Annotated in this window: 16 protein-coding genes; 9 read left to right on the top strand and 7 right to left on the bottom strand. The window is 56.9% G+C overall.

Annotated elements, in window-relative coordinates; all coding sequences use genetic code 11:
- Position 1 precedes the first annotated feature (1 nt).
- The 9 genes from ACNT1W_RS16735 (at position 2) to narI (ending at position 13,041) form a co-directional block, all read left to right on the top strand.
- On the top strand, positions 2 to 745 hold the full coding sequence (locus ACNT1W_RS16735; protein ID WP_012145611.1) for a glycosyltransferase family 2 protein: 744 nt from the start codon (positions 2 to 4) through the stop codon (positions 743 to 745).
- The gene (locus ACNT1W_RS16730) at positions 742 to 2,619 is read left to right on the top strand and encodes a carbohydrate-binding protein CenC (protein ID WP_419245874.1); all 1,878 of its coding nucleotides are present in this window, start codon (positions 742 to 744) and stop codon (positions 2,617 to 2,619) included. Before ACNT1W_RS16735 ends, ACNT1W_RS16730 begins: the two co-directional genes overlap by 4 nt.
- 6 nt (positions 2,620 to 2,625) lie before the next feature.
- A complete protein-coding gene (locus ACNT1W_RS16725; protein ID WP_419245873.1) occupies positions 2,626 to 3,615 on the top strand; it encodes a glycosyltransferase family 2 protein in 990 nt (329 codons plus the stop codon).
- A 4-nt stretch (positions 3,616 to 3,619) separates the two neighbouring features.
- A complete protein-coding gene (locus ACNT1W_RS16720) occupies positions 3,620 to 4,522 on the top strand; it encodes a glycosyltransferase family 2 protein (protein WP_112364443.1) in 903 nt (300 codons plus the stop codon).
- Between the two features lie 115 nt (positions 4,523 to 4,637).
- Positions 4,638 to 5,891: a hypothetical protein gene (locus tag ACNT1W_RS16715; protein ID WP_419245872.1), complete on the top strand. Its 1,254-nt coding sequence runs from the start codon at positions 4,638 to 4,640 to the stop codon at positions 5,889 to 5,891.
- A 448-nt stretch (positions 5,892 to 6,339) separates the two neighbouring features.
- Positions 6,340 to 10,101, top strand: coding sequence for a nitrate reductase subunit alpha (locus tag ACNT1W_RS16710; protein ID WP_261137037.1), 3,762 nt, complete (start codon positions 6,340 to 6,342; stop codon positions 10,099 to 10,101).
- On the top strand, positions 10,098 to 11,642 hold the full coding sequence (narH, locus tag ACNT1W_RS16705) for a nitrate reductase subunit beta (protein ID WP_085117243.1): 1,545 nt from the start codon (positions 10,098 to 10,100) through the stop codon (positions 11,640 to 11,642). Before ACNT1W_RS16710 ends, narH begins: the two co-directional genes overlap by 4 nt.
- Positions 11,639 to 12,361: a nitrate reductase molybdenum cofactor assembly chaperone gene (gene narJ, locus ACNT1W_RS16700; protein WP_112364446.1), complete on the top strand. Its 723-nt coding sequence runs from the start codon at positions 11,639 to 11,641 to the stop codon at positions 12,359 to 12,361. The genes narH and narJ overlap by 4 nt, the downstream gene beginning before the upstream one ends.
- Positions 12,362 to 12,363: 2 nt before the next feature.
- A complete protein-coding gene (gene narI / locus ACNT1W_RS16695; RefSeq protein WP_112364447.1) occupies positions 12,364 to 13,041 on the top strand; it encodes a respiratory nitrate reductase subunit gamma in 678 nt (225 codons plus the stop codon).
- A gap of 17 nt (positions 13,042 to 13,058) precedes the next feature.
- On the opposite strand, the gene ACNT1W_RS16690 is transcribed toward narI, so the two are convergent.
- The 7 genes from ACNT1W_RS16690 to ACNT1W_RS16660 all read right to left on the bottom strand — a co-directional run bounded on the left by ACNT1W_RS16690 (position 13,059) and on the right by ACNT1W_RS16660 (position 19,728).
- Positions 13,059 to 13,688, bottom strand: coding sequence for a LuxR C-terminal-related transcriptional regulator (locus ACNT1W_RS16690; RefSeq protein ID WP_419245871.1), 630 nt, complete (start codon positions 13,686 to 13,688; stop codon positions 13,059 to 13,061).
- Positions 13,685 to 14,212 (bottom strand): fimbrial protein, encoded by a 528-nt coding sequence (locus tag ACNT1W_RS16685; RefSeq protein ID WP_261098137.1) that lies wholly within the window; start codon positions 14,210 to 14,212, stop codon positions 13,685 to 13,687. The genes ACNT1W_RS16690 and ACNT1W_RS16685 overlap by 4 nt, the downstream gene beginning before the upstream one ends.
- A gap of 26 nt (positions 14,213 to 14,238) precedes the next feature.
- The gene (locus ACNT1W_RS16680) at positions 14,239 to 14,754 is read right to left on the bottom strand and encodes a fimbrial protein (protein ID WP_012145600.1); all 516 of its coding nucleotides are present in this window, start codon (positions 14,752 to 14,754) and stop codon (positions 14,239 to 14,241) included.
- 92 nt (positions 14,755 to 14,846) lie between these two features.
- The gene (locus tag ACNT1W_RS16675; RefSeq protein WP_012145599.1) at positions 14,847 to 15,362 is read right to left on the bottom strand and encodes a fimbrial protein; all 516 of its coding nucleotides are present in this window, start codon (positions 15,360 to 15,362) and stop codon (positions 14,847 to 14,849) included.
- A gap of 41 nt (positions 15,363 to 15,403) precedes the next feature.
- Complete coding sequence (locus ACNT1W_RS16670) at positions 15,404 to 16,459, bottom strand: fimbrial protein (protein WP_419245870.1); 1,056 nt, start codon at positions 16,457 to 16,459, stop codon at positions 15,404 to 15,406.
- Between the two features lie 17 nt (positions 16,460 to 16,476).
- Positions 16,477 to 18,999 carry a fimbria/pilus outer membrane usher protein gene (locus ACNT1W_RS16665; RefSeq protein ID WP_419245869.1) on the bottom strand — a complete coding sequence of 841 codons (2,523 nt, stop codon included), beginning with the start codon at positions 18,997 to 18,999 and terminating at the stop codon, positions 16,477 to 16,479.
- A 48-nt stretch (positions 19,000 to 19,047) separates the two neighbouring features.
- Complete coding sequence (locus ACNT1W_RS16660) at positions 19,048 to 19,728, bottom strand: molecular chaperone (protein ID WP_375190356.1); 681 nt, start codon at positions 19,726 to 19,728, stop codon at positions 19,048 to 19,050.
- Between the last annotated feature and the right edge of the window lie 80 nt (positions 19,729 to 19,808).

Below are 19,808 nucleotides of genomic sequence, written 5' to 3'. Positions count from 1 at the left end.
GATGGAAAAAGTTTCAGTTATCATGCCGGCTTACAACGCCGCAGGCTTTATCAAACAGTCGATCCTCGGGGTGCTGAACCAGACCTATCAGGATTATCACCTGTATGTGATCGACGATGCCTCCACCGATCAAACCGCTGAGGTGGTGAAACCCTTTATTCACGATCGCCTGACTTACATTCGCAACAACACCAACCAGGGCGTGGCCGAAACCCGCAATATCGCGATAGAAGCGGCGCGTGGCGATTATATTGCCTTCTGCGACAGCGATGATGTCTGGCACCCGAACAAGCTGGCACGCCAGGTCGGCATTCTGAAAACCGACCGCTATGACGTGGTGTGCTCGCACTATTACACCTTTGAAGATGACCCGGCGCGGGTGAAAAACTACCGCGGTTCCGGGGAGATCATCGCCTACCGTGACATGCTGAAAAGCAACTGGATCGGCAATTTGACCGGGATGTATAACCAGCGCCAGGTCGGCAAGGTGTACCAAAGCAAGGTCGGGCACGAGGACTACGTGATGTGGCTGTCGGTGCTGGAAAAAGCGCGTAACCACCTGGCGTATTGCATACCCGAGCCGCTGGCCTTTTATCGCCTTTCTGCACAGTCGTTATCCGGCAATAAAATTCAGGCGGCCGACTGGCAATGGCAGATTTATCGCCGTCATTTGGGGCTTTCCTACCAGAAGTCTTGCTATCTGTTCTTCTCTTATCTGTACAACGCGGTGATGAAACGCCAATGAAACTCAGCAAGCTAACCACCGCCTGCCTGCTGGTAGGCTCCGGGCTGGCCAGTGCCGCCCCCTGCGGTAATAACCTGCTGCAGGATCCCGGGTTCGAGCAGGGGGGCGCGGGCTGGTCACTGGCCTCGGCACAGGTGGTGGCGGGCGGCCACGGTGGCCGGAGCAGCCTGTTCTATCAAAATCACAACCCCGCCAACTACCACAATATGCTGCAGACGCTGGCGGTTAAACCGGGTCAGCAGCTGGTTTTTGGCACCTGGGTGCGCGGTGAGAACCTGAAGGGCAAGGGCGAAAATCAGGGCGCTGGGGTGTTTATCGAAAGTTATGACAGCCAGGGGCGCTTTTTGTCCGGCAGCTATCCGCAGGGCCTGCTGGGCACCAGCGGTTGGCAGCCGGTCACGGGGGATTTTCGGGTGCCGCCGCGCGCGGTGAAGGTAGTACTGGGCGTTTACCTGCGCCAGGGTACCACCGGCAGCGCCTGGTTTGATGACGTCTACGCCTGTCAGCAGCCGGTCGCGCCGGAGCTCTACCAGATGCGCAGTAGCCAGGGGACGGCATCGAGCCTGATCGAAGTGGTTGACCCGCAGCAGGTGCAGGTGGACAGCACGCTGGTTGACGACAAAAACACCGCCGTGAAACACGACAGCCGCCGTTACCGCATTAACGGAAAGCAGCAGGTGGAGTTCCCGCTGCCTGCCGGTCTTGCTGCCGGGGAATATCGCCTGCAGCAGCAGGTGACGGACGTGGCTTCACAGCGCAGCCAGAGTAGCGAAATGCCGATCAGTGTCGGCCGTGAACAGCCCAAAGTGGCGTTGGATGCACAGGGTTATACCCTGAAACAGGGCAAGCGTTTCTTCCCGCTCGGGATTTATATGTACGGCGAGATGGTGACGGATGAGCATCTGGCACGCATCCGCGATGCCGGTTTCAACACCTTACTCAATTATAACTACGGTACCGGACGTGACCCTGATAACTATTTCCGCAAAACCCAGCAGTACGGTTTGCAGGTGATTTTCTCGCTCAAGGACATGTATGCCGGCACCCGCTTCGCGCCGGAAACCAAAATGAGCTATCCGCAACTGACGGCGAGCTATGTGGAAAGGTTTAAACACCAGCCGAACCTGCTGGCCTGGTATATCAACGATGAATTGGGGCCGGAATACGTGCCGCAGATTGAGCAAAAGCATCTGCAGGTAAAACGTCTGGATCCGGATCACCTGACGTTCCAGGTGCTGGACAAGACCGGCACGCTCAACGCCTATTTCAACAGTTCGGACGTGCTGGCCAGCGATCCTTACCCGGTCGGCAGAGACGCCGATCTGACGCGGACGCTGGAGTACAGCCGCATTACCAGCCAGGTCGCGCGGCAGGTCAAAGGGGCCTGGCTGGTGATGCAGATTATGGATCACGCCGCTTATGCGCCGGGGCGTAAACCGCGCCAACCGACGGAGGCGGAGATGCGTAATCAGGCCTGGCTGGGGCTGATTGGCGGCGCTAAAGGCATTCTGTTTTATTCCTATACCGACTTGTTCTACAAGCGCCAACGCGGCGGCTTTAGCCAGCAGGAGTTTGATGCTATCTGGCGGGGTGTGGCCAGCGTGGCGCAGCAGATTGTCAGCTTTAACCCTTACCTGCTTTCCGGCGAAAGCACCCTGCTGCAGGGCAACAATACCGCCATCCCGGCAAGGTTGTTTATCGACGGTGATAAGGGCCTGGTGCTGATCGCCAATCCTTACTACCGGCCGATGTCGGCGCGCTTTGATTTGCCAACGGGCTGGCAGACGCAAGGGCAACGGCAGATTGAGGCTGAGTTGCCGTCGATGGGCAGCCGGGCAGTTTGGGTGCAACTTCAAAAAGAAAAGAAAGGATAACCGATCATGAATATCACTCTGAGCCTGATTATTCCGGTGTATAAGGTCGAGGCTTATATTGAGGCTTGCCTGTGCTCAGTGCTGCAACAACTGCCGGACTGGGCGGAAGTGATCATCGTGGATGACGGCAGCCCGGATGGCGCTATCGGCATTGCCGAAGAGGTGCTGTGCCGCTTTCCGCAGCACAAACTGCGGGTCAGTATTCTGCGTCAGCAAAACCAGGGGCTGAGCGAGGCACGCAACAGCGGCATTGCCCATGCCGAAGGACGCTATATCGGCTTCCTCGATTCCGATGATGTGCTGCTGGAAGGCTATTTCAGCATTTTGGGGCGCCTGCTGGCGGATAACCCTTTGGCAGACATCGTCGCCTTCAATGCCCAGCGTTTTTCGGTTTTCAACAACGGCAAGATCCAGCCGGACGGCACCCTGGCCATCGTACCGGGCAATGCCGCCCCCCAGCAGCGTGATGCCCATATGGCGCTGCTGGCGGACAGCTTCAACCGCAGCCTGTGGTACGCCTGGGCGCGTATTTACCGCAAAACGCTGTTCGAGCAGGCCCGCTTCCCGGCGGGGCGCAATTTCGAAGATATTCAGCTGATCCCGCAACTGTACCTGAAAGCGGAACGTATCGTGTTGTGCGACACGCCGCTGGTGGGTTACCGCGTCAACCCGAATGGCATTACGCGTGCGCCTAAGCGCCGCGATCTGGACGATCTGGATTATGCGCTCGGCGGTGCCGACACGGGACGCCGGGAGGGAGTGGGCCATGGGCTGTACTCGGTACTCTTCGTTACCACGCTGAAGGCGCGTTTGCTGGTCGGGCTGGATTTTTTCGGGCTGCGTGACGCGCTGCGCGAAACCCGCGAGCTGAAACGCCGCTACTCCGGCCTGGGGGCAGAGGAGCGCAAAATGCTGAGCCGCAAGAATCGGCTGTTTTACCGCAGCCCGCTGGCTTACTACCTGATGGCCCGGCTGTATAACCTACGGGTGAAATAAAACTATGAGTATTACCGTCAGCGTCATCATACCCACCTATGGCCGCAGTGAACTGTTGGCACGCGCCATCGACAGCGTGCTGGCGCAAACCCATCGCCCGCTGGAAATTATCGTGGTGGATGACAACCCGCAGGGCGATGCGCATCGCCTGGCGACCCGCGAACGCCTGGCCGACTATATTGAGCGGGGAGAAATTATCTATTACCCGCGTCGCCACAACGGCGGTGGCGCACAGGCACGTAACAGCGGGATCCTGCGTTCGCGCGGCGAGTACATTACCTTTCTGGATGATGACGACTACTACCATCCGCAAAAAATCGCCCGTCAGTTGGCGTTTATGCAGCAGGGCAATTACGACGTCAGCCTGTGCGACATGGATATTCTCAAGGACGGGCAGATCAGCGCCGAGCATTATTACCGGGCGCGTTGCGCAGGGCTGGAAGATTTTATGCTGGCCGGCGTGGCCTACACGCCGATGATCATGATGCGGCGCAGCATGGCGATTGCGGTGCGCGGTTTCTTTAATACCCCGCGCTATCAGGATCATATCTTCCTGTACCGGCTGTTGGCGGCCGGAGCGAACATCGGCACGCTGCATGAACGCCTGGCAGTGCACAACGATCATGATGGTGAACGCATCACCTCCAGCCCGAAAGGCATCCTGGGTTACCGCAATAAAATGCAGTTTGAAAAGCGCTTGATGCCGCAGATCTCGCCCCGGGCGCGCAACATCATGCGTTTGCGCCACACCTGCATTAACTCGCGCATCATTACCGACGGCAAGAGCCGTCTGGCTGGGGTGTTATACGGGCTAAGGGGCATTGTCTACGTCAATAGCGGCCTGATGGCTGGGGTCTATATGAAGAATATCATCCGCAATGTGTTTTTCCGTGGCGTGCCTTTCTGATATTACGAAATTAGTCAGGTAAACGTCACCCTCTCCCAAAGGAGAGGGGACAGTATCGCCTTAACGGATGAGCAATACTCCCAATGAGAGGGAATTATTTAGCCAGAGGATGATTATGCGCTTTGAACGTTCTACGCTGATTGGCAGCGTGCTGCTGCTGACGGTACCGCTGTTTGCCTTGCTGCACAGCATTGGCACCCTGCGGGCGGGAAAGAAAAATACGGTGGCCTATCTGCTGATTGCGCTGTGTTTTTTCTTCTTCTTTATCAAGATCCCGCCATTGGCCGATCTCTACCGCCACTTTGCCAACTATGATGCGATTAACTCGGCCACCAGCCTGGGTGATGTCGTTGAGGGCAAGGTGGACGTGGTGCTGTACGCCAACTTTTATATTTTCAAAACCCTGGGTATCCCTTTTTACGTCATTCCGGGGCTGTACGTTGGCCTGTCGGTTTACTGCTATCTCGCCGCGCTCAATATTGTCATGCTGCACTCCGGCAAGGTGTTTTCAGCCAGGCAGTTTGTATTGCTGCATCTGGCGGTGCTGTTTCTGATCAACCCGTTTATCATCGGCATGGGGCTGCGTTTTGGCTTCTCGATGGCGGTGATGACGCTGGCGATGGTGCTGTTTTGCCATAAACAGAATCGGCCGCTGGCCGCCGGCCTGATGTTATTCGCCATGCTGACCCACTTTTCCAGCATGCTGCTGGTCGGGGTGTTTCTGTGCAGCCGGGTAATGCGGCTAAACCGCCTGCTGACGGTGGTGTTTAGCGCCATTGCGTTGCTGACCGCCAAGTTCGCACTGCCGTTTATTCTTTCTCACATTACGATTTCTGGCATTAACAGTTATTCCGACGTCTATACCTCCGGCATGTATGCCAGCGATTATCTGACCTCCGGCAATGCCAATGGGATGATTAACTTCCTGATTGTGCTGTTCCCGGCGCTGTTTCTCGGGGTTTTCATGCTGGCGAATCCGATGCGTAACCAGGCGGGGGACATCAAAAACACCGCGGCCTGGCTAGTGGTGTTTGTGTTCCTGTGTTCCAGTTCGCTGCAGGCGGCCAGCCGCTATGCCAGCGTGGCGTCGGTATTCCTGCTGTTTTACTACGTGGCTCATCATCGCTCGTTCATGCGCGGCAGGTTTAACTACTTCTTCCTGTGCTTCATGCTGATGGCCACCGGTTATAACCTGATCGAGAATATCTATGTTCCGCGTCGGCCAATCATGCTGGGGCAGATGTGGCAGTCATTTTATAAAACGCCGTTGCTGAACCTGTTCTACGGTGAACAGGAGTATGAGCAGTATCTGCGGGTTATCAACCGTGACAGCGGCGAGTGGATCGGCCATGAGATGGATGCAGGTTAATCAGTTAGCAGACACACAAAGCCTGTTATTAGGGAGAGCGTGCCGTAGGGGTCGTAGCGGCTTGTCCGCCGACCAATTTGCCGGGAGCAAATTGGAACGACGCCCAGTCGGCCCGCAGGGTGGGACACACGGATGTGTCCCATAATGGCCCCTCGGTGCGCTAGGCCCGGGTATCTCAGACGCCCGCCCGCATCCTACCCCCAAATACCCCAACTCACTTCGCAGTACATCCCGCCTAATATCTAAATCATGATTTTTATTCTATTTTCAATTAATTAGCGCCACTGCCTGCCCTGATACTTTAGGGGTAGGCACGCCGTTGCCGCCGTTATTCTCCCTCCGTTCTCTTGATCGCAATCAATTTGCCGCTGCAACCGCATTAGTAGGCTGGCGGCAGATTGAGCAATGTCACTTCATATAACAATGAAAGCCTTCAGGAGAATTCCGGATGAGCAAGTTTCTAGACCGATTCCGCTATTTTAAGCAGTTGGCGGAACCCTTTTCTGGCGAACATGGCCAGACGCTAAACACCAACCGCGACTGGGAAGACGGCTATCGCAGCCGCTGGCAGCACGACAAGATTGTGCGATCCACCCATGGGGTTAACTGCACCGGCTCCTGTAGCTGGAAAATATATGTAAAAAACGGCCTGGTGACTTGGGAAACCCAGCAAACCGATTACCCGCGTACCCGCCCGGACTTGCCCAACCATGAACCTCGCGGTTGCCCACGTGGCGCCAGCTACTCCTGGTATCTGTACAGCGCCAACCGACTGAAATACCCATTGATGCGCAAACGCCTGATCAAACTGTGGCGTGAGGCCAAGGCGCTGCACAGTGACCCGGTCGATGCCTGGGGCTCGATCGTCAGCGATGCCGAAAAATCCAAAAGCTACAAAGTCGCGCGCGGACGCGGTGGTTTTGTCCGCTCCAGCTGGCAGGAAGTGAACGAACTGATCGCCGCTTCCAACGTCTACACCGCCAAAACCTTCGGCCCGGATCGCATTATCGGCTTCTCACCGATCCCGGCGATGTCGATGGTGTCCTACGCCGCCGGCGCCCGCTATCTGTCACTGATTGGCGGCACCTGCCTGAGCTTCTACGACTGGTACTGCGATTTACCCCCGGCCTCGCCAATGACCTGGGGCGAGCAGACCGACGTGCCGGAGTCGGCCGACTGGTACAACTCCTCCTACATCATCGCCTGGGGCTCTAACGTGCCGCAGACGCGTACCCCGGACGCCCACTTCTTCACCGAAGTGCGCTACAAAGGCACCAAAACCGTGGCGGTGACGCCGGACTATGCCGAAGTCGCCAAACTGTGCGACCAGTGGCTCAATCCGAAGCAGGGCACCGACAGCGCCATGGCGCTGGCAATGGGCCACGTGATGCTCAAAGAGTTCCACCTGGATCGTGAGGTGGGCTACTTCCGTGACTACGTGCGTCGCTACACCGATATGCCGATGCTGGTGATGCTCGAGCCGCGCGAAGCAGGCTATTACGCCGCCGGTCGCCTGCTGCGAGCCGCCGATCTGGTGGATGGCCTGGGGCAGGAAAACAACCCAGAGTGGAAAACCGTCGCCATAGATCAGCGCAACGGTGAGCTGGTGGCACCACAGGGGTCGATTGGCTTCCGCTGGGGCGAGCAGGGCAAATGGAACCTGGAACAGCGCGCCGGTGAAGACGGGCAGGAAGTCGAGTTGCAACTCAGCCTGCTGGGCGCACATGACGAAGTGGCCGACGTCGGGTTCCCTTACTTTGGCAGTACCGAAAGTGAACATTTCAACAGCGTGGCGCTGGACGAGATCCTGCTGCACAAACTGCCGGTCAAACGCCTGCGTCTGGCGGACGGCAGCGAAGCCCTGGTGACCAGCGTTTACGATTTGACCCTGGCCAACTACGGCCTCGATCGTGGTCTGAACGACGCCAACTGCGCCACCGACTATGACGACGTCAAAGCCTACACTCCGGCCTGGGCCGAGCAGATCACCGGCGTCTCACGTCACAATATTATCCGCATTGCCCGTGAGTTTGCCGACAACGCCGAGAAAACCCATGGCCGTTCGATGATTATCGTCGGTGCCGGGGTTAACCACTGGTACCACATGGACATGACCTACCGCGGCCTGATCAATATGCTGATCTTCTGCGGCTGCGTTGGCCAGAGCGGCGGCGGCTGGGCGCACTACGTCGGCCAGGAAAAACTGCGACCGCAGACCGGTTGGCTGCCGCTGGCGTTTGGCCTCGACTGGCAACGTCCGCCGCGCCATATGAACAGCACCTCGTTCTTCTATAACCATTCCAGCCAGTGGCGCTATGAAACCGTCGGCACCGAAGAGCTGCTGTCGCCGTTGGCGGACAAGACCCGCTTTGGCGGTAGCCTGATCGACCTAAACGTGCGCGCCGAGCGCATGGGCTGGCTACCGTCGGCACCCCAGTTGGGCACCAACCCGTTGCATCTGGCAGCGCAGGCGAAAGCCGCCGGTCAATCGCCGCTGGACTATACCGTCGAAGGGTTGAAAAAAGGCAGCCTGAACTTTGCCGCCGAACAGCCGGACAACCCGCAGAACTTCCCGCGGAACCTGTTTGTTTGGCGTTCCAACCTGCTGGGCTCATCCGGCAAGGGCCACGAGTACATGCTCAAGTATTTACTGGGCACCGAAAACGGCATTCAGGGCAAGGATCTGGGCCAGCAAGGCGGCGCCAAGCCCGAGGAAGTGGAATGGCTGGATAACGGCGGTGAAGGCAAGCTGGATCTGGTGGTGACGCTTGATTTCCGCATGTCCAGCACCTGTCTCTACTCCGATATCGTGTTGCCGACCGCTACCTGGTACGAAAAAGACGACATGAATACCTCGGATATGCATCCGTTTATTCACCCGCTGTCGGCAGCGGTCGATCCGGCCTGGGATTCGAAAAGCGACTGGGAGATTTATAAGGGCATCGCCAAAGCCTTCTCCGAAGTGTGTGTCGGGCATTTGGGCCAGGAAACCGACGTGGTGACGCTGCCTATTCAGCATGACTCGGCCGCCGAGCTGGCGCAGCCTTATGGCGTCAAAGACTGGAAAAAGGGCGAATGCGATCTGATCCCGGGTATTACCGCGCCGCATATCATGGTGGTAGAGCGTGATTACCCGGCCACCTACGAGCGTTTCACTTCGCTGGGCCCCTTGCTGGATAAGCTGGGCAACGGCGGCAAAGGGATTAGCTGGAATACCCAGACCGAAGTCGACTTCCTGAAAAAACTCAACTACGTGAAGGCCGATGGCCCGGCGGCCGGTCGGCCGAAGATTGAAACCGCCATCGATGCCGCCGAGGTGATCCTGGCGCTGGCACCGGAAACCAACGGACAGGTCGCGGTCAAGGCGTGGGACGCGTTGGGCAAGATGACCGGCCGCGATCACCGCCATCTGGCACTGAACAAAGAAGATGAAAAAATCCGCTTCCGCGATATTCAGGCCCAACCGCGCAAAATCATTTCCAGCCCGACCTGGTCAGGTTTGGAAGACGAACATGTGTCTTACAACGCCTGCTATACCAACGTGCATGAGCTGATCCCATGGCGCACCATCAGCGGCCGTCAGCAGCTGTATCAGGACCATGAGTGGATGCGTGCCTTTGGCGAAAGCCTGCTGGTGTATCGCCCGCCGATCGACACCCGTGCCGCGCAGCCGTTGCTGAACCAGAAGCCGAACGGCAACAAGGAGAAGGCGCTGAACTTCCTAACGCCGCACCAGAAATGGGGCATTCACTCCACCTACAGCGACAACCTGCTGATGCTGACCCTGTCGCGCGGTGGGCCGATCGTCTGGATGAGTGAGGAAGATGCCAAAGATCTGGGGATTGAGGATAACGACTGGATCGAAGCCTTTAACGCCAACGGTGCGCTCACTGCGCGGGCGGTGGTCAGCCAGCGCGTCCCGGCCGGCATGACCATGATGTACCACGCGCAGGAACGCATCGTGAATATTCCCGGTTCGGAAATCACCAGTCAGCGCGGTGGTATTCATAACTCGGTGACCCGCGTCTGCCCGAAACCGACCCATATGATCGGGGGTTATGCGCAGTTGGCCTACGGCTTCAACTATTACGGCACCGTCGGCTCCAACCGCGATGAGTTTGTGGTGGTACGCAAGATGAACCGCATCGACTGGTTAGATGGTGAAGGCAACGACGACTCGCAGGGTAGCCAGCAGGAGAAAGCAAAATGAAAATTCGTTCGCAAGTTGGCATGGTGCTGAACCTGGACAAATGCATCGGTTGCCACACCTGTTCGGTGACCTGTAAAAACGTCTGGACCAGCCGCGAGGGCATGGAATACGCCTGGTTCAATAACGTGGAAAGCAAACCCGGCGTCGGTTATCCGCACGCCTGGGAAGATCAGGAAAAGTGGAAGGGCGGTTGGATCCGTAAAATCAACGGCAAGCTGGAACCACGCATGGGCGGCCGCGTCGGCCTGTTGTCGAAGATATTCGCCAACCCGGACGTTCCGGCGCTGGACGACTATTACGAGCCGTTCGATTACGACTACCAGAACCTGCATACCGCGCCGCAGGGCAAGCATCAACCGATCGCCCGGCCGCGCTCGTTGATCACCGGCCAGCGCATGAAGAAGATTGAAAATGGCCCGAACTGGGAAGAGATCCTCGGTGGTGAATTCTCCAAGCGTTCGAAGGATAAAAACTTCGACAATATGCAAAAGGAGATGTACGGCCAGTTCGAAAACACCTTCATGATGTACCTGCCGCGCCTGTGCGAACACTGCCTTAACCCGGCCTGTGTCGCGACCTGCCCGAGTGGCGCTATCTACAAGCGTGGCGAAGACGGCATTGTGCTGATCGATCAGGATAAATGCCGCGGCTGGCGCATGTGCCTGACCGGCTGCCCGTACAAAAAGATCTATTTCAACTGGAAAAGCGGCAAGTCCGAGAAGTGCATCTTCTGCTATCCGCGTATCGAGTCCGGCCAGCCGACGGTGTGTTCGGAAACCTGCGTGGGTCGTATCCGTTATCTGGGCGTGCTGCTGTATGACGCCGACCGCATCGAACAGGCGGCAGCGGTCGAAAACGACAAGGATCTGTACCAGAGCCAGTTGGATATCTTCCTCGACCCGCACGATCCGGCGGTAATTGCCCAGGCGTTGGCCGACGGCATTCCACAAGGGGTGATCGAATCTGCCCAGCAGTCGCCGGTATACAAAATGGCGATGGACTGGAAGCTGGCGCTGCCACTGCATCCGGAATACCGCACGCTGCCGATGGTGTGGTACGTACCGCCATTGTCACCGATTCAATCCGCAGCCGATGCCGGTGAGCTGGCGCACAGCGGCGTACTGCCGGACGTGGAAAGCCTGCGTATCCCGGTGCAATACCTGGCCAACCTGCTGACCGCCGGCGATACCGCTCCGGTGCTGTTGGCGCTCAAACGCATGCTGGCGATGCGCCACTACAAACGTGCGGAAACCGTTGACGGCGTGCTGGACACCAGCGCACTGGAACAGGTGGGGCTGAGCGAAGCGCAGGCGCAGGAGATGTACCGCTATCTGGCGATCGCCAACTACGAAGACCGCTTCGTGATCCCATCCAGCCATCGTGAACTGGCGCGTGAGGCCTTCCCGGAAAGCAAAGGCTGCGGCTTTAGTTTTGGTGACGGCTGCCACGGTAGCGACGGTAAATTCAACCTGTTCAACAGCCGACGCATTGACGCTATTGATGTAACGAAAAAAACGCCGCGCCAGGAGGATGCCTCATGATCAGCCTGAAAGTGATTGCTCGCCTGCTGGACTACCCGGAGCAGGCGCTGTTTGACCATCAACAGGCGCTGGTGGAGGCGCTGGAACCGGCCAGCGAACTGGATTTGCACCACAGCGCGAAGTTGATCCTGTTTATTCGCCGTTTCTGCGCCCGTCCGTTGCTGGATGTGCAGGCTGAATACTGCGAGCTGTTCGATCGGGGCCGCGCCACCTCGTTGCTGTTGTTTGAGCATGTACATGGCGAGTCGCGCGATCGTGGTCAGGCCATGGTCGATCTGATGGCGCAATACCGCGAAGCCGGGCTGGAGATCGACAGCCGCGAGCTGCCGGACTTCCTGCCGCTGTATCTGGAGTATCTTGCCAGCCGCAGCAAGGAGCAGGCCGCGGAGGGGTTGCAGGACATCGCACCGATCCTGGCGCTGTTGGGCGCCCGGTTACTACAGCGGGAAAGCCCGTATGCGGTGCTGTTTGATCTGCTGCTGGTGCTATCTGGCAGTGACGTTCAGGCACAGGCGCTGACGTCTCAGGTAGCAAAAGAAACCCGCGATGACACGCCGCAGGCGCTGGATGCGGTATGGGAAGAGGAGCAGGTTAAGTTTCTAGGTGAGGAAGGTTGTGCTTCGGCACAGCAGGCGGCGCACCAACGGCGCTTTGCCGGTGCGGTAGCCCCGCAATACCTGGACCTGACGGATGCGCTAACCGGAACCAAAGGACGCTAATCATGCAATTTTTAAATCAGTTCTTCTTCGATATTTACCCCTATCTGGCGGGGGCGATTTTCCTGATCGGCAGTTGGCTGCGTTACGATTACGGCCAATACAGCTGGCGCGCTGGATCCAGCCAGATGCTGGATAAAAAAGGAATGCGTCTGGCCTCCAACCTGTTCCACATCGGCATTTTGGGCATCTTCGCCGGGCACTTCCTCGGTATGCTGACGCCGCACTGGATGTATGAATCCTTCCTGCCGATCGACGTGAAGCAGAAACTGGCGATGATCGCCGGTGGTGCCTGCGGTGTAATGACGTTGATTGGCGGGGCGCTGCTGCTGAAACGCCGGTTGACCAACCCGCGGGTGCGGGCGACCAGCAGTTTTGCCGATATCATGATCCTGACGCTGTTGGTGGTGCAGGTGTGCCTGGGGCTGCTGACCATTCCGTTCTCCGCCCAGCATATGGACGGCAGCGAGATGATGAAGCTGGTGGCCTGGGCACAGGCGGTGGTGACCTTCCACGCCGGGGCGTCACAGCATCTGGTGGGCGTTGCGCCGATTTTTAAACTGCATATGGTGCTGGGCATGACGCTGTTCGTGCTGTTCCCGTTCTGTCGCCTGGTGCATATCTGGAGCGTACCGGTGGAATACCTGACCCGCCGTTACCAACTGGTGCGTAATCGCCGCTAAAGACATTTCCCCCTCTATTACCCTCCATCTGGCGAAACGCGATCCGTCAGATGGGGGCTGTTCGTGATACAAACTTTTTCTTCCCTCAGCCCCAGTTCCGTCGACGCTGGCCAGTTTGCCAGCAAGGCTCTCGCTTGCTGCGGTGCCAGAGCAAATAACTCCACCTCGCTGTGCAACCCCAACTTCTGCATTAAGTGGCGCTTCTGGAAACTGACCGTTTTAACGCTGCGTGCCTGCTGGTGTGCGATGTCCGACACGCTATGGCCATTGAGCAGGGCATTTAGCACCTGTTGCTCGCGCGGCGCCAGTAACTGACGGCGGGCGGTAATATCCACAGATAACGGCGGATTGAGCAACGCCCCCAGCGCATGCAGCATGGCATTGCTGGTCAGGCCGAGCTTGCCCATCGCCCGTTGCTTGTGGCTGCTGATGGTGCGGATATCGCGCTGCAGCTTCCAGGCAATCGCCGTCAAGTCCTGGCCGCTGAGCAGCGCCTGTACAATATGGCGTTCCGTGGGGGTCAACCGTGCAGTCAGATAGGCAGGCAGCAGAGCCTGGCGAGCAGGCTCACCGTCGTGCTGGAGGGGCTGCGGACCAGCGTGCGCGCAACGCGATGCCGCAAAGGGATGAACCGGCGTGAGCTTCAATTGTTGTACCAAATGGTAAAGGTGGCGCTGGCATTGGCACTGCCAGCGGTCACCGTGTCGCTGGTGGCGATGTAGCGTGCGCTGAAGGTCAGAGCATTCACGGTACTATTACCCCCGATGATTGACATCAACGGTGAGCGCGTCCCCGGTGCCAACACTTTTTTTGCACCGTCCAGCAGTTGCACACCGACCCCTTTAGCCACGCTGCTGCCGGTCAGGGCTAATGCACTGTTATCTCCGGTTGCGGCGACGCCATCAAACTGAACCTGTACCTGGCTGACCTCTGCCGGGCAGCTCTTTAGGCGCAATGTGAAGTCTGTATGGGAACCTGTCACGCCCTTGCTGCTTAATATGCTGCGCGACAGGGTGCCCAAGTCCACTGCCAGCGGGTCAACCGTCGGCTCACAAGCTGCCGACAGCACGCGTCCGGTAATATTGACACTGGCATCGTCGGCCCAGACAGCACCACTGCAAAGCATTAGCGTCAGTAGCGCCCGAGCAGTCTTTAAAGCTACCATGTGCATGACAGATTCCTTGTCGTCGCAATGAGTTATTGATAGGTAAAGGACACCACGATATTGCCAATTACCGTGCCGGCGGTGGCAGAGCCTTTCGAATAAATCTGCACCTTCTGGCTAAACACCGCTGTTTTGGAAGTGCTGTTCACGTCTACCTGGCGGGTGGTGTTGGGGGTAATTGTCTTGCTTGCATCATCCTGAACATACAGCGCCAACTGCCCTGCGGTGCCGGTATTGATAAAACTGTCGCTATAGTGAGGGGATACTGTGCCAGTGTAGCTGGCCGTGACCTTGGTGGTCGCAGCCGGACAGTCCTTCAGCTTTAACTCAAAGCTTTTAAACGGGCTGGTATCGCCGGCTTTTTGCAATTTGCTGACCACGATATCGTCCAGTTTAATATCCAGAGAGCTGGCACCATCAATGACACAAGGGGCGGCAATTACATTACCGGTGATATTGAGCGTTACCGCGTCGGCCTGAGCCAAACCGTTGGCGCCTAAACCACTGCACAATATCCATAACGCCGGGTGGCGCATAATCCTCAGCATATTCCTTCTCCTGTTGTGTTTTCCATAAATGACATATTGAGTTACTGATAGGTGATATTCAGCGTGGCGGCAGTATTGGTTTTGCCTATGAGTTATTGATAGGTAAAAGACACCACGATATTGCCAATTACCGTGCCGGCAGTGGCCAAACCTTTCGCATAAATCTGCACCTTTTGACTAAATACCGCTGTTTTGGAAGTGCTGTTCACGTCTACCTGGCGGGTGGTATTAGGAGCGATTTCTTTACTGGCGCTATCTTGAAGGTACAGAACCAGTTGACTTGCCGTACCCGTATTTATAAAGCTGTTTGCGGATAAAGGGGATGCCGTGCCAGTGTAGCTGGCCGTGACCTTGGTGGTCGCAGCTGGGCAGTCCTTCAGCTTTAAATCGAAACTTTTGAAAGGGCCAGTATCGCCGGACTTTTGCAATTTGCTGACCACGATATCATCCAGTTTAATATCCAGAGAGCCGGCACCATCAATGACACAAGGGGCGGCGATCACATTGCTGGTGATATTGACCGTGACTGCGTCGGCCTGAGCCAAACCGTTGGCGCCTAAACCACTGCACAATATCCATAACGCCGGGTGGCGCATAATCCTCAGCATATTCCTTCTCCTGTTGTGTTTTCCATAAATGACATATTGAGTTACTGATAGGTGAAATTCAGCGTGGCGGCAGTATTGGCTTTGCCAACGGTGACGTCCTTTTTGGTTTGGTAGTAACGAGCACTGAACTGCAGGGATTCTTTACCGCCAGCCACCGTTTTAACCAGTAGGTTGGTACCCCGCTTGAGCAATGTCCCATCAGACAATATCTGTACCCCCAGCCCGCTAACCACGCCACTTTGCCCGGCACCGGTCAGCGCCAGGACGCTGGTATCTGTGGTTTCGGTGCTTTGGGTTCCACTCAGGGAAACGCTGACTTTAAGCCCTGGCTCACAGGTTATCCCCACTTTGAAACTCTGTTCACCAAAGGTGGTGCCACTAGCGGTGAGTTTTGTCGCAGATATACTGCCCAAAGGGACATCAATAGCGGTATCGGTCAGGGTGCAGGTGGTTTGAGAAAATGACGCAGGGGTACCGACACGTAGCCTGCCCAATTCCCAGGTACCTCCCCCGGTGGACGGCGTTCTGATATCTATCAAGGTAAATATTGCCAGCGTGGTTCCCGTCGGCAGGTTGCCTTTGTTAAATGGCCCGATTTTTATCAGTTCAAGCTTCCAGGTGTAAGTCGGGATGTTGAGAAGTAAGCCCCCCACGGGGGCCTTCCACTCATCACCGATATACTTTGAATCATAAATCGAAACCCGCACCCCCAGCCCCGGCACCGAAGTACTGGAAATATTATTTGTGACAACCCAACCATTTGCCGCTGAAAGCGCATGTTTAATAGAGTATTGCAACACCCCCAGGCACAATCGTTGGAACCCACCGCTACCCGAGTTATATAGCAATAACTGACTTTCTGGTCCTGCCAGTTGATAGGTAGCCAGTACAGTGCCCGTCGGTGTACTGGACGACAGTTTTATATCCCCAAGGTTAATATCTTGTATTTTGCTGGTTATTTTAGACGCAAGCTGGCACGAAGCGGACATTGCAGGAGCCGATAGACAGAGCAGTCCACCCATTACACATAGCGTTAAAATATAGTGACCGCGCCGCGTACAAGATTTGTCGACCTCATCCGGCCGTGATTTTTTCATGACTGCGATTTTCCTTGTCATTGACATACTCCGTCCATTTGCAGTATTTCTTCCTGCCCGGCAGCCTTGGGCAATTGGTATTCCACCCAGCACTGACCGGCATTGCCGTTCCCCCATAGCACCCTCAGTTTCCCTTGCTCAGCGAGGCCACTCAGGTAGACCTGTCCGGCATCACCGACGATGCTGCCTTGTGCCGCGTTTTGATCGGCTTCGCTCACCGTGGCGCCAAAGGGCACCGGCTTGCCATTGCCTTGCGTTAGTGTCATCAGCACCCTCGCACCCACTTTGGCGCTGAACGTCGCCCTCACCAGCGCTCCGCGCGTGGGTACCACACGGTGGCTGGTTTGCGCCACGTCGGTATCTGCCGATAAGGTTTCTGTCGCCAGCGTGACGTCGGTACTGCGATAGGGGGTCAGGTACGGCACCAACGCATAACCACGCCAGTCAGTGCGCACACCGGTCTGGTTATTGACGCTCACACCGGCTGCGCCGGGCATGGCCACCAGCGCTGCCGTCTCGCCCAGGGGTTGCCCCAGGGTCACGCCACTGGCATGCGCCACCACGCTGCCTTGCAGACCATAATTCAGCCGCTGGCTGTTGCGGTCATAACCGTAGCCCGAGCTAAGCTCGCCGTAAGTCCCCTTATAGTCCAGATTAAGGTTGCCGCCGTAACCTTGCCCTCGGCTGCCATAATTCTGCTGCGCCGCCCAGCTCAGGCTGTTATCCCGTAGCGCCATCCCGCTCAGTCCCAGAGACTGGCTGGTCGCACCGCCCTTGGTATTGTTCAGGTTGTAGTTCACCCAACTGCTGTTGTTGTCCCACAGGTTTAGCGGCATGTTGAGGTTGAAGACGATTTGCTGGTCGTTACTGCGCTGCGGCCCGAAACTATTACGGTTATAACTCCAGTTCACCCCGTAGCTGATCCCTTGCCAACTGTTGCTGTAGCCCAGTCCCAACGAGGCCATGCTGCGATCGCTGTTCCAGTAATCTTCGCGTATCGCACTGAGCGAGAGCGAACCGCCGTCCTGCCATAACTGCTGGCTCATGCTCAGTTCCGCCCGGTTGCGTCGCCGCTCATACGCCCAGTAGGCCATCTCTCCGCTACGCCAGGTGTCCAACACCTCCGACAGGGCATAAAACCCCGCCGTCGAATAGCGATAACCGGCAATGGCGAAGTTGGTGCCGGTCTGCACCATATTTTTGCTGTAACGCATACGCCACGACTGCCCGGTCTGTCTGTCCAGCCCTTTTTGCTGGCCCCGCGACTGGGTCACATCCACCGAGAATGCCCCCCAGTCACCAAGGTTGTTGCCCAACCCCAGTGCGGCAGACTGGTAGCGCTGTGCCATCTGCACGCCACCATACAAGGTACTGTTCCACGGCAGACCATAAATGGCCGTTCCCTGCATCAGGGCGCTTTTATCCACGCTGTGGTCATAACTGCGGTATTGGCCCGCCGTCAGGCTGTATTTGAGCCGTCCTTCACGTTGCAACACGGGCAGGGAGGCGAAGGGCACCACTAGCTGTTGTTCGCTGCCATCGGCTTCTTTGATGGTGACATGCAGGTCGCCGCTGCCGCCGGTGGGGTACATATCGTCAATAACAAATGCCCCCGGCGCTACATAGGTACGGTAAATCTCATAGCCGTTTTGGCGCACCACCACCTGGGCATTGGTTCGGGCAATGCCGCGGACTATCGGCGCATAACCTCGCAGGCTATCCGGTAGCATGTCGTCATCCGAAGCCAGTTGTCCGCCACGGAAGGGCACTGCGTCAAACACCTCACTGGGCGCGTTGCTGTCACCCAATGTCATCTGGCTCTGTAACCCAATCAGGTTACGCTGGGCGTAGGTATAAACCGTATTCCACTTGTCTTGTCCGTCACTGTCGCGACCCCAGGTGGTGTAGTTACGCAACCGCCATGGCCCGAGGTTCGCTCCTGGGCGCAGGTTGGCATACTGATTGTTGCCATTGCTCCCATTCTCATTTCTGGCATAGGTGTTGGCCCCGCTCAGGCTATAGTTAAGTAATAGCGCTGGAACGCCTTCGTCCCATTGTGCCGGGGAAACATAACCGCGCGGCTGCTGTTTAATCGCCGCCTGTGGAATGCTCAGCAGCAACCGCTGCTGGTTAAACTGCAAACGTGATGAAGCCTGCGGTATTGCCGTCAGATCGACACAGGTGCTGTCTGCGGCCCCCAGAGTTGGAAAACGACTCACCTGAACGCCGTAATCGCCCAGTTCCGCCATGCTCAGGCAGGGTTGTAGCCCATCCCCCTTGGGGTCGGCATGAAAAGTCACCGAGCGTGTCGCCACCATTTGCTGATTAAGAAAAATATCGACCCGATAAACGCCGGGTATTTGCCCACCGGCGTTCTCAAATGCCGATAAGTCCACGCCATCCTGTTGGGGTGTCCCAATAGTCAGCAATGCCGGGTTAAAATAATCACGACTATGTGCTGTCGGCTGTAACACCAGTTGCAAGACTATTAGCCCCGCCAGAGGCACTTGGCGATATCGTCGGTCTGTTTCCGTGCTCATTGCCACACTCCCTTGTTTGCCTTTTCACCTCACTGTGAAGAGCCAACATCACCCTGCTAATCTGCCTTGCTGGGTGGCACCGCTACCGCCAAAATCGTTGATAACGATCCAACTCACCGCATTGCCTGCTTTCACTTCTTGCAAAGCAAAATCCGCACTGCTGAATGGCGCTACATAGGTTGCATCCCGCACCTCTTGCCCCTCGATCTTCACACTCTGAAAGTTCATGTAATACGGCGTAGGGTTGTTGACCCGCAATTTTCCGCCTTGCCGTGACCAGCTCAATTGCCCGGCAACCGCCTCCGGCGATTTGTCCTTCAACTGTTCTGGGCGATATATCAGTTTGATGCGGGTGTTCACCGCTATTTGGAGGGTATTGTCTTTATTCTCAGACGAAGGGATGGCTTTCACATTCAACCAGTACAGCGCTTCACGGTCTTTTGGCAAATTACCGCCCAGGCGCACTATTCGCAGTACGTTCTTGTCCCCACCTTCTAAGCGAAACAGCGGGGGGGTCAGGATAAACGGGGCTTTCTCGCTGCCAGCGGTTTGTGGATCAACCCAGGACTGGATCAGGTAAGGGACTTTATCCGGGTTACTGACGCTTAATGAGGATTCCCGCAATCCACCGTCGTACACCACTCGGGTTGCCCCAATTACCACACCAGCCTGTACCAGACTGCTGCTCAATATCAACCCAAGGTACAGCGCGACCTGCCATGCTTTCATGCCCAGTTTCTCCCTGAAAAGGGACGACCCGGCGGGCAGTCCCTGCAAAGTCAAACAGCCTCAAAGAGGCCGCATTCGCG

It is taken from the genome of Serratia sp. NFX21 (assembly GCF_048517035.1).
Classification (GTDB): domain Bacteria; phylum Pseudomonadota; class Gammaproteobacteria; order Enterobacterales; family Enterobacteriaceae; genus Serratia; species Serratia quinivorans.
This window is presented reverse-complemented; position numbering and strand designations above follow the sequence as displayed.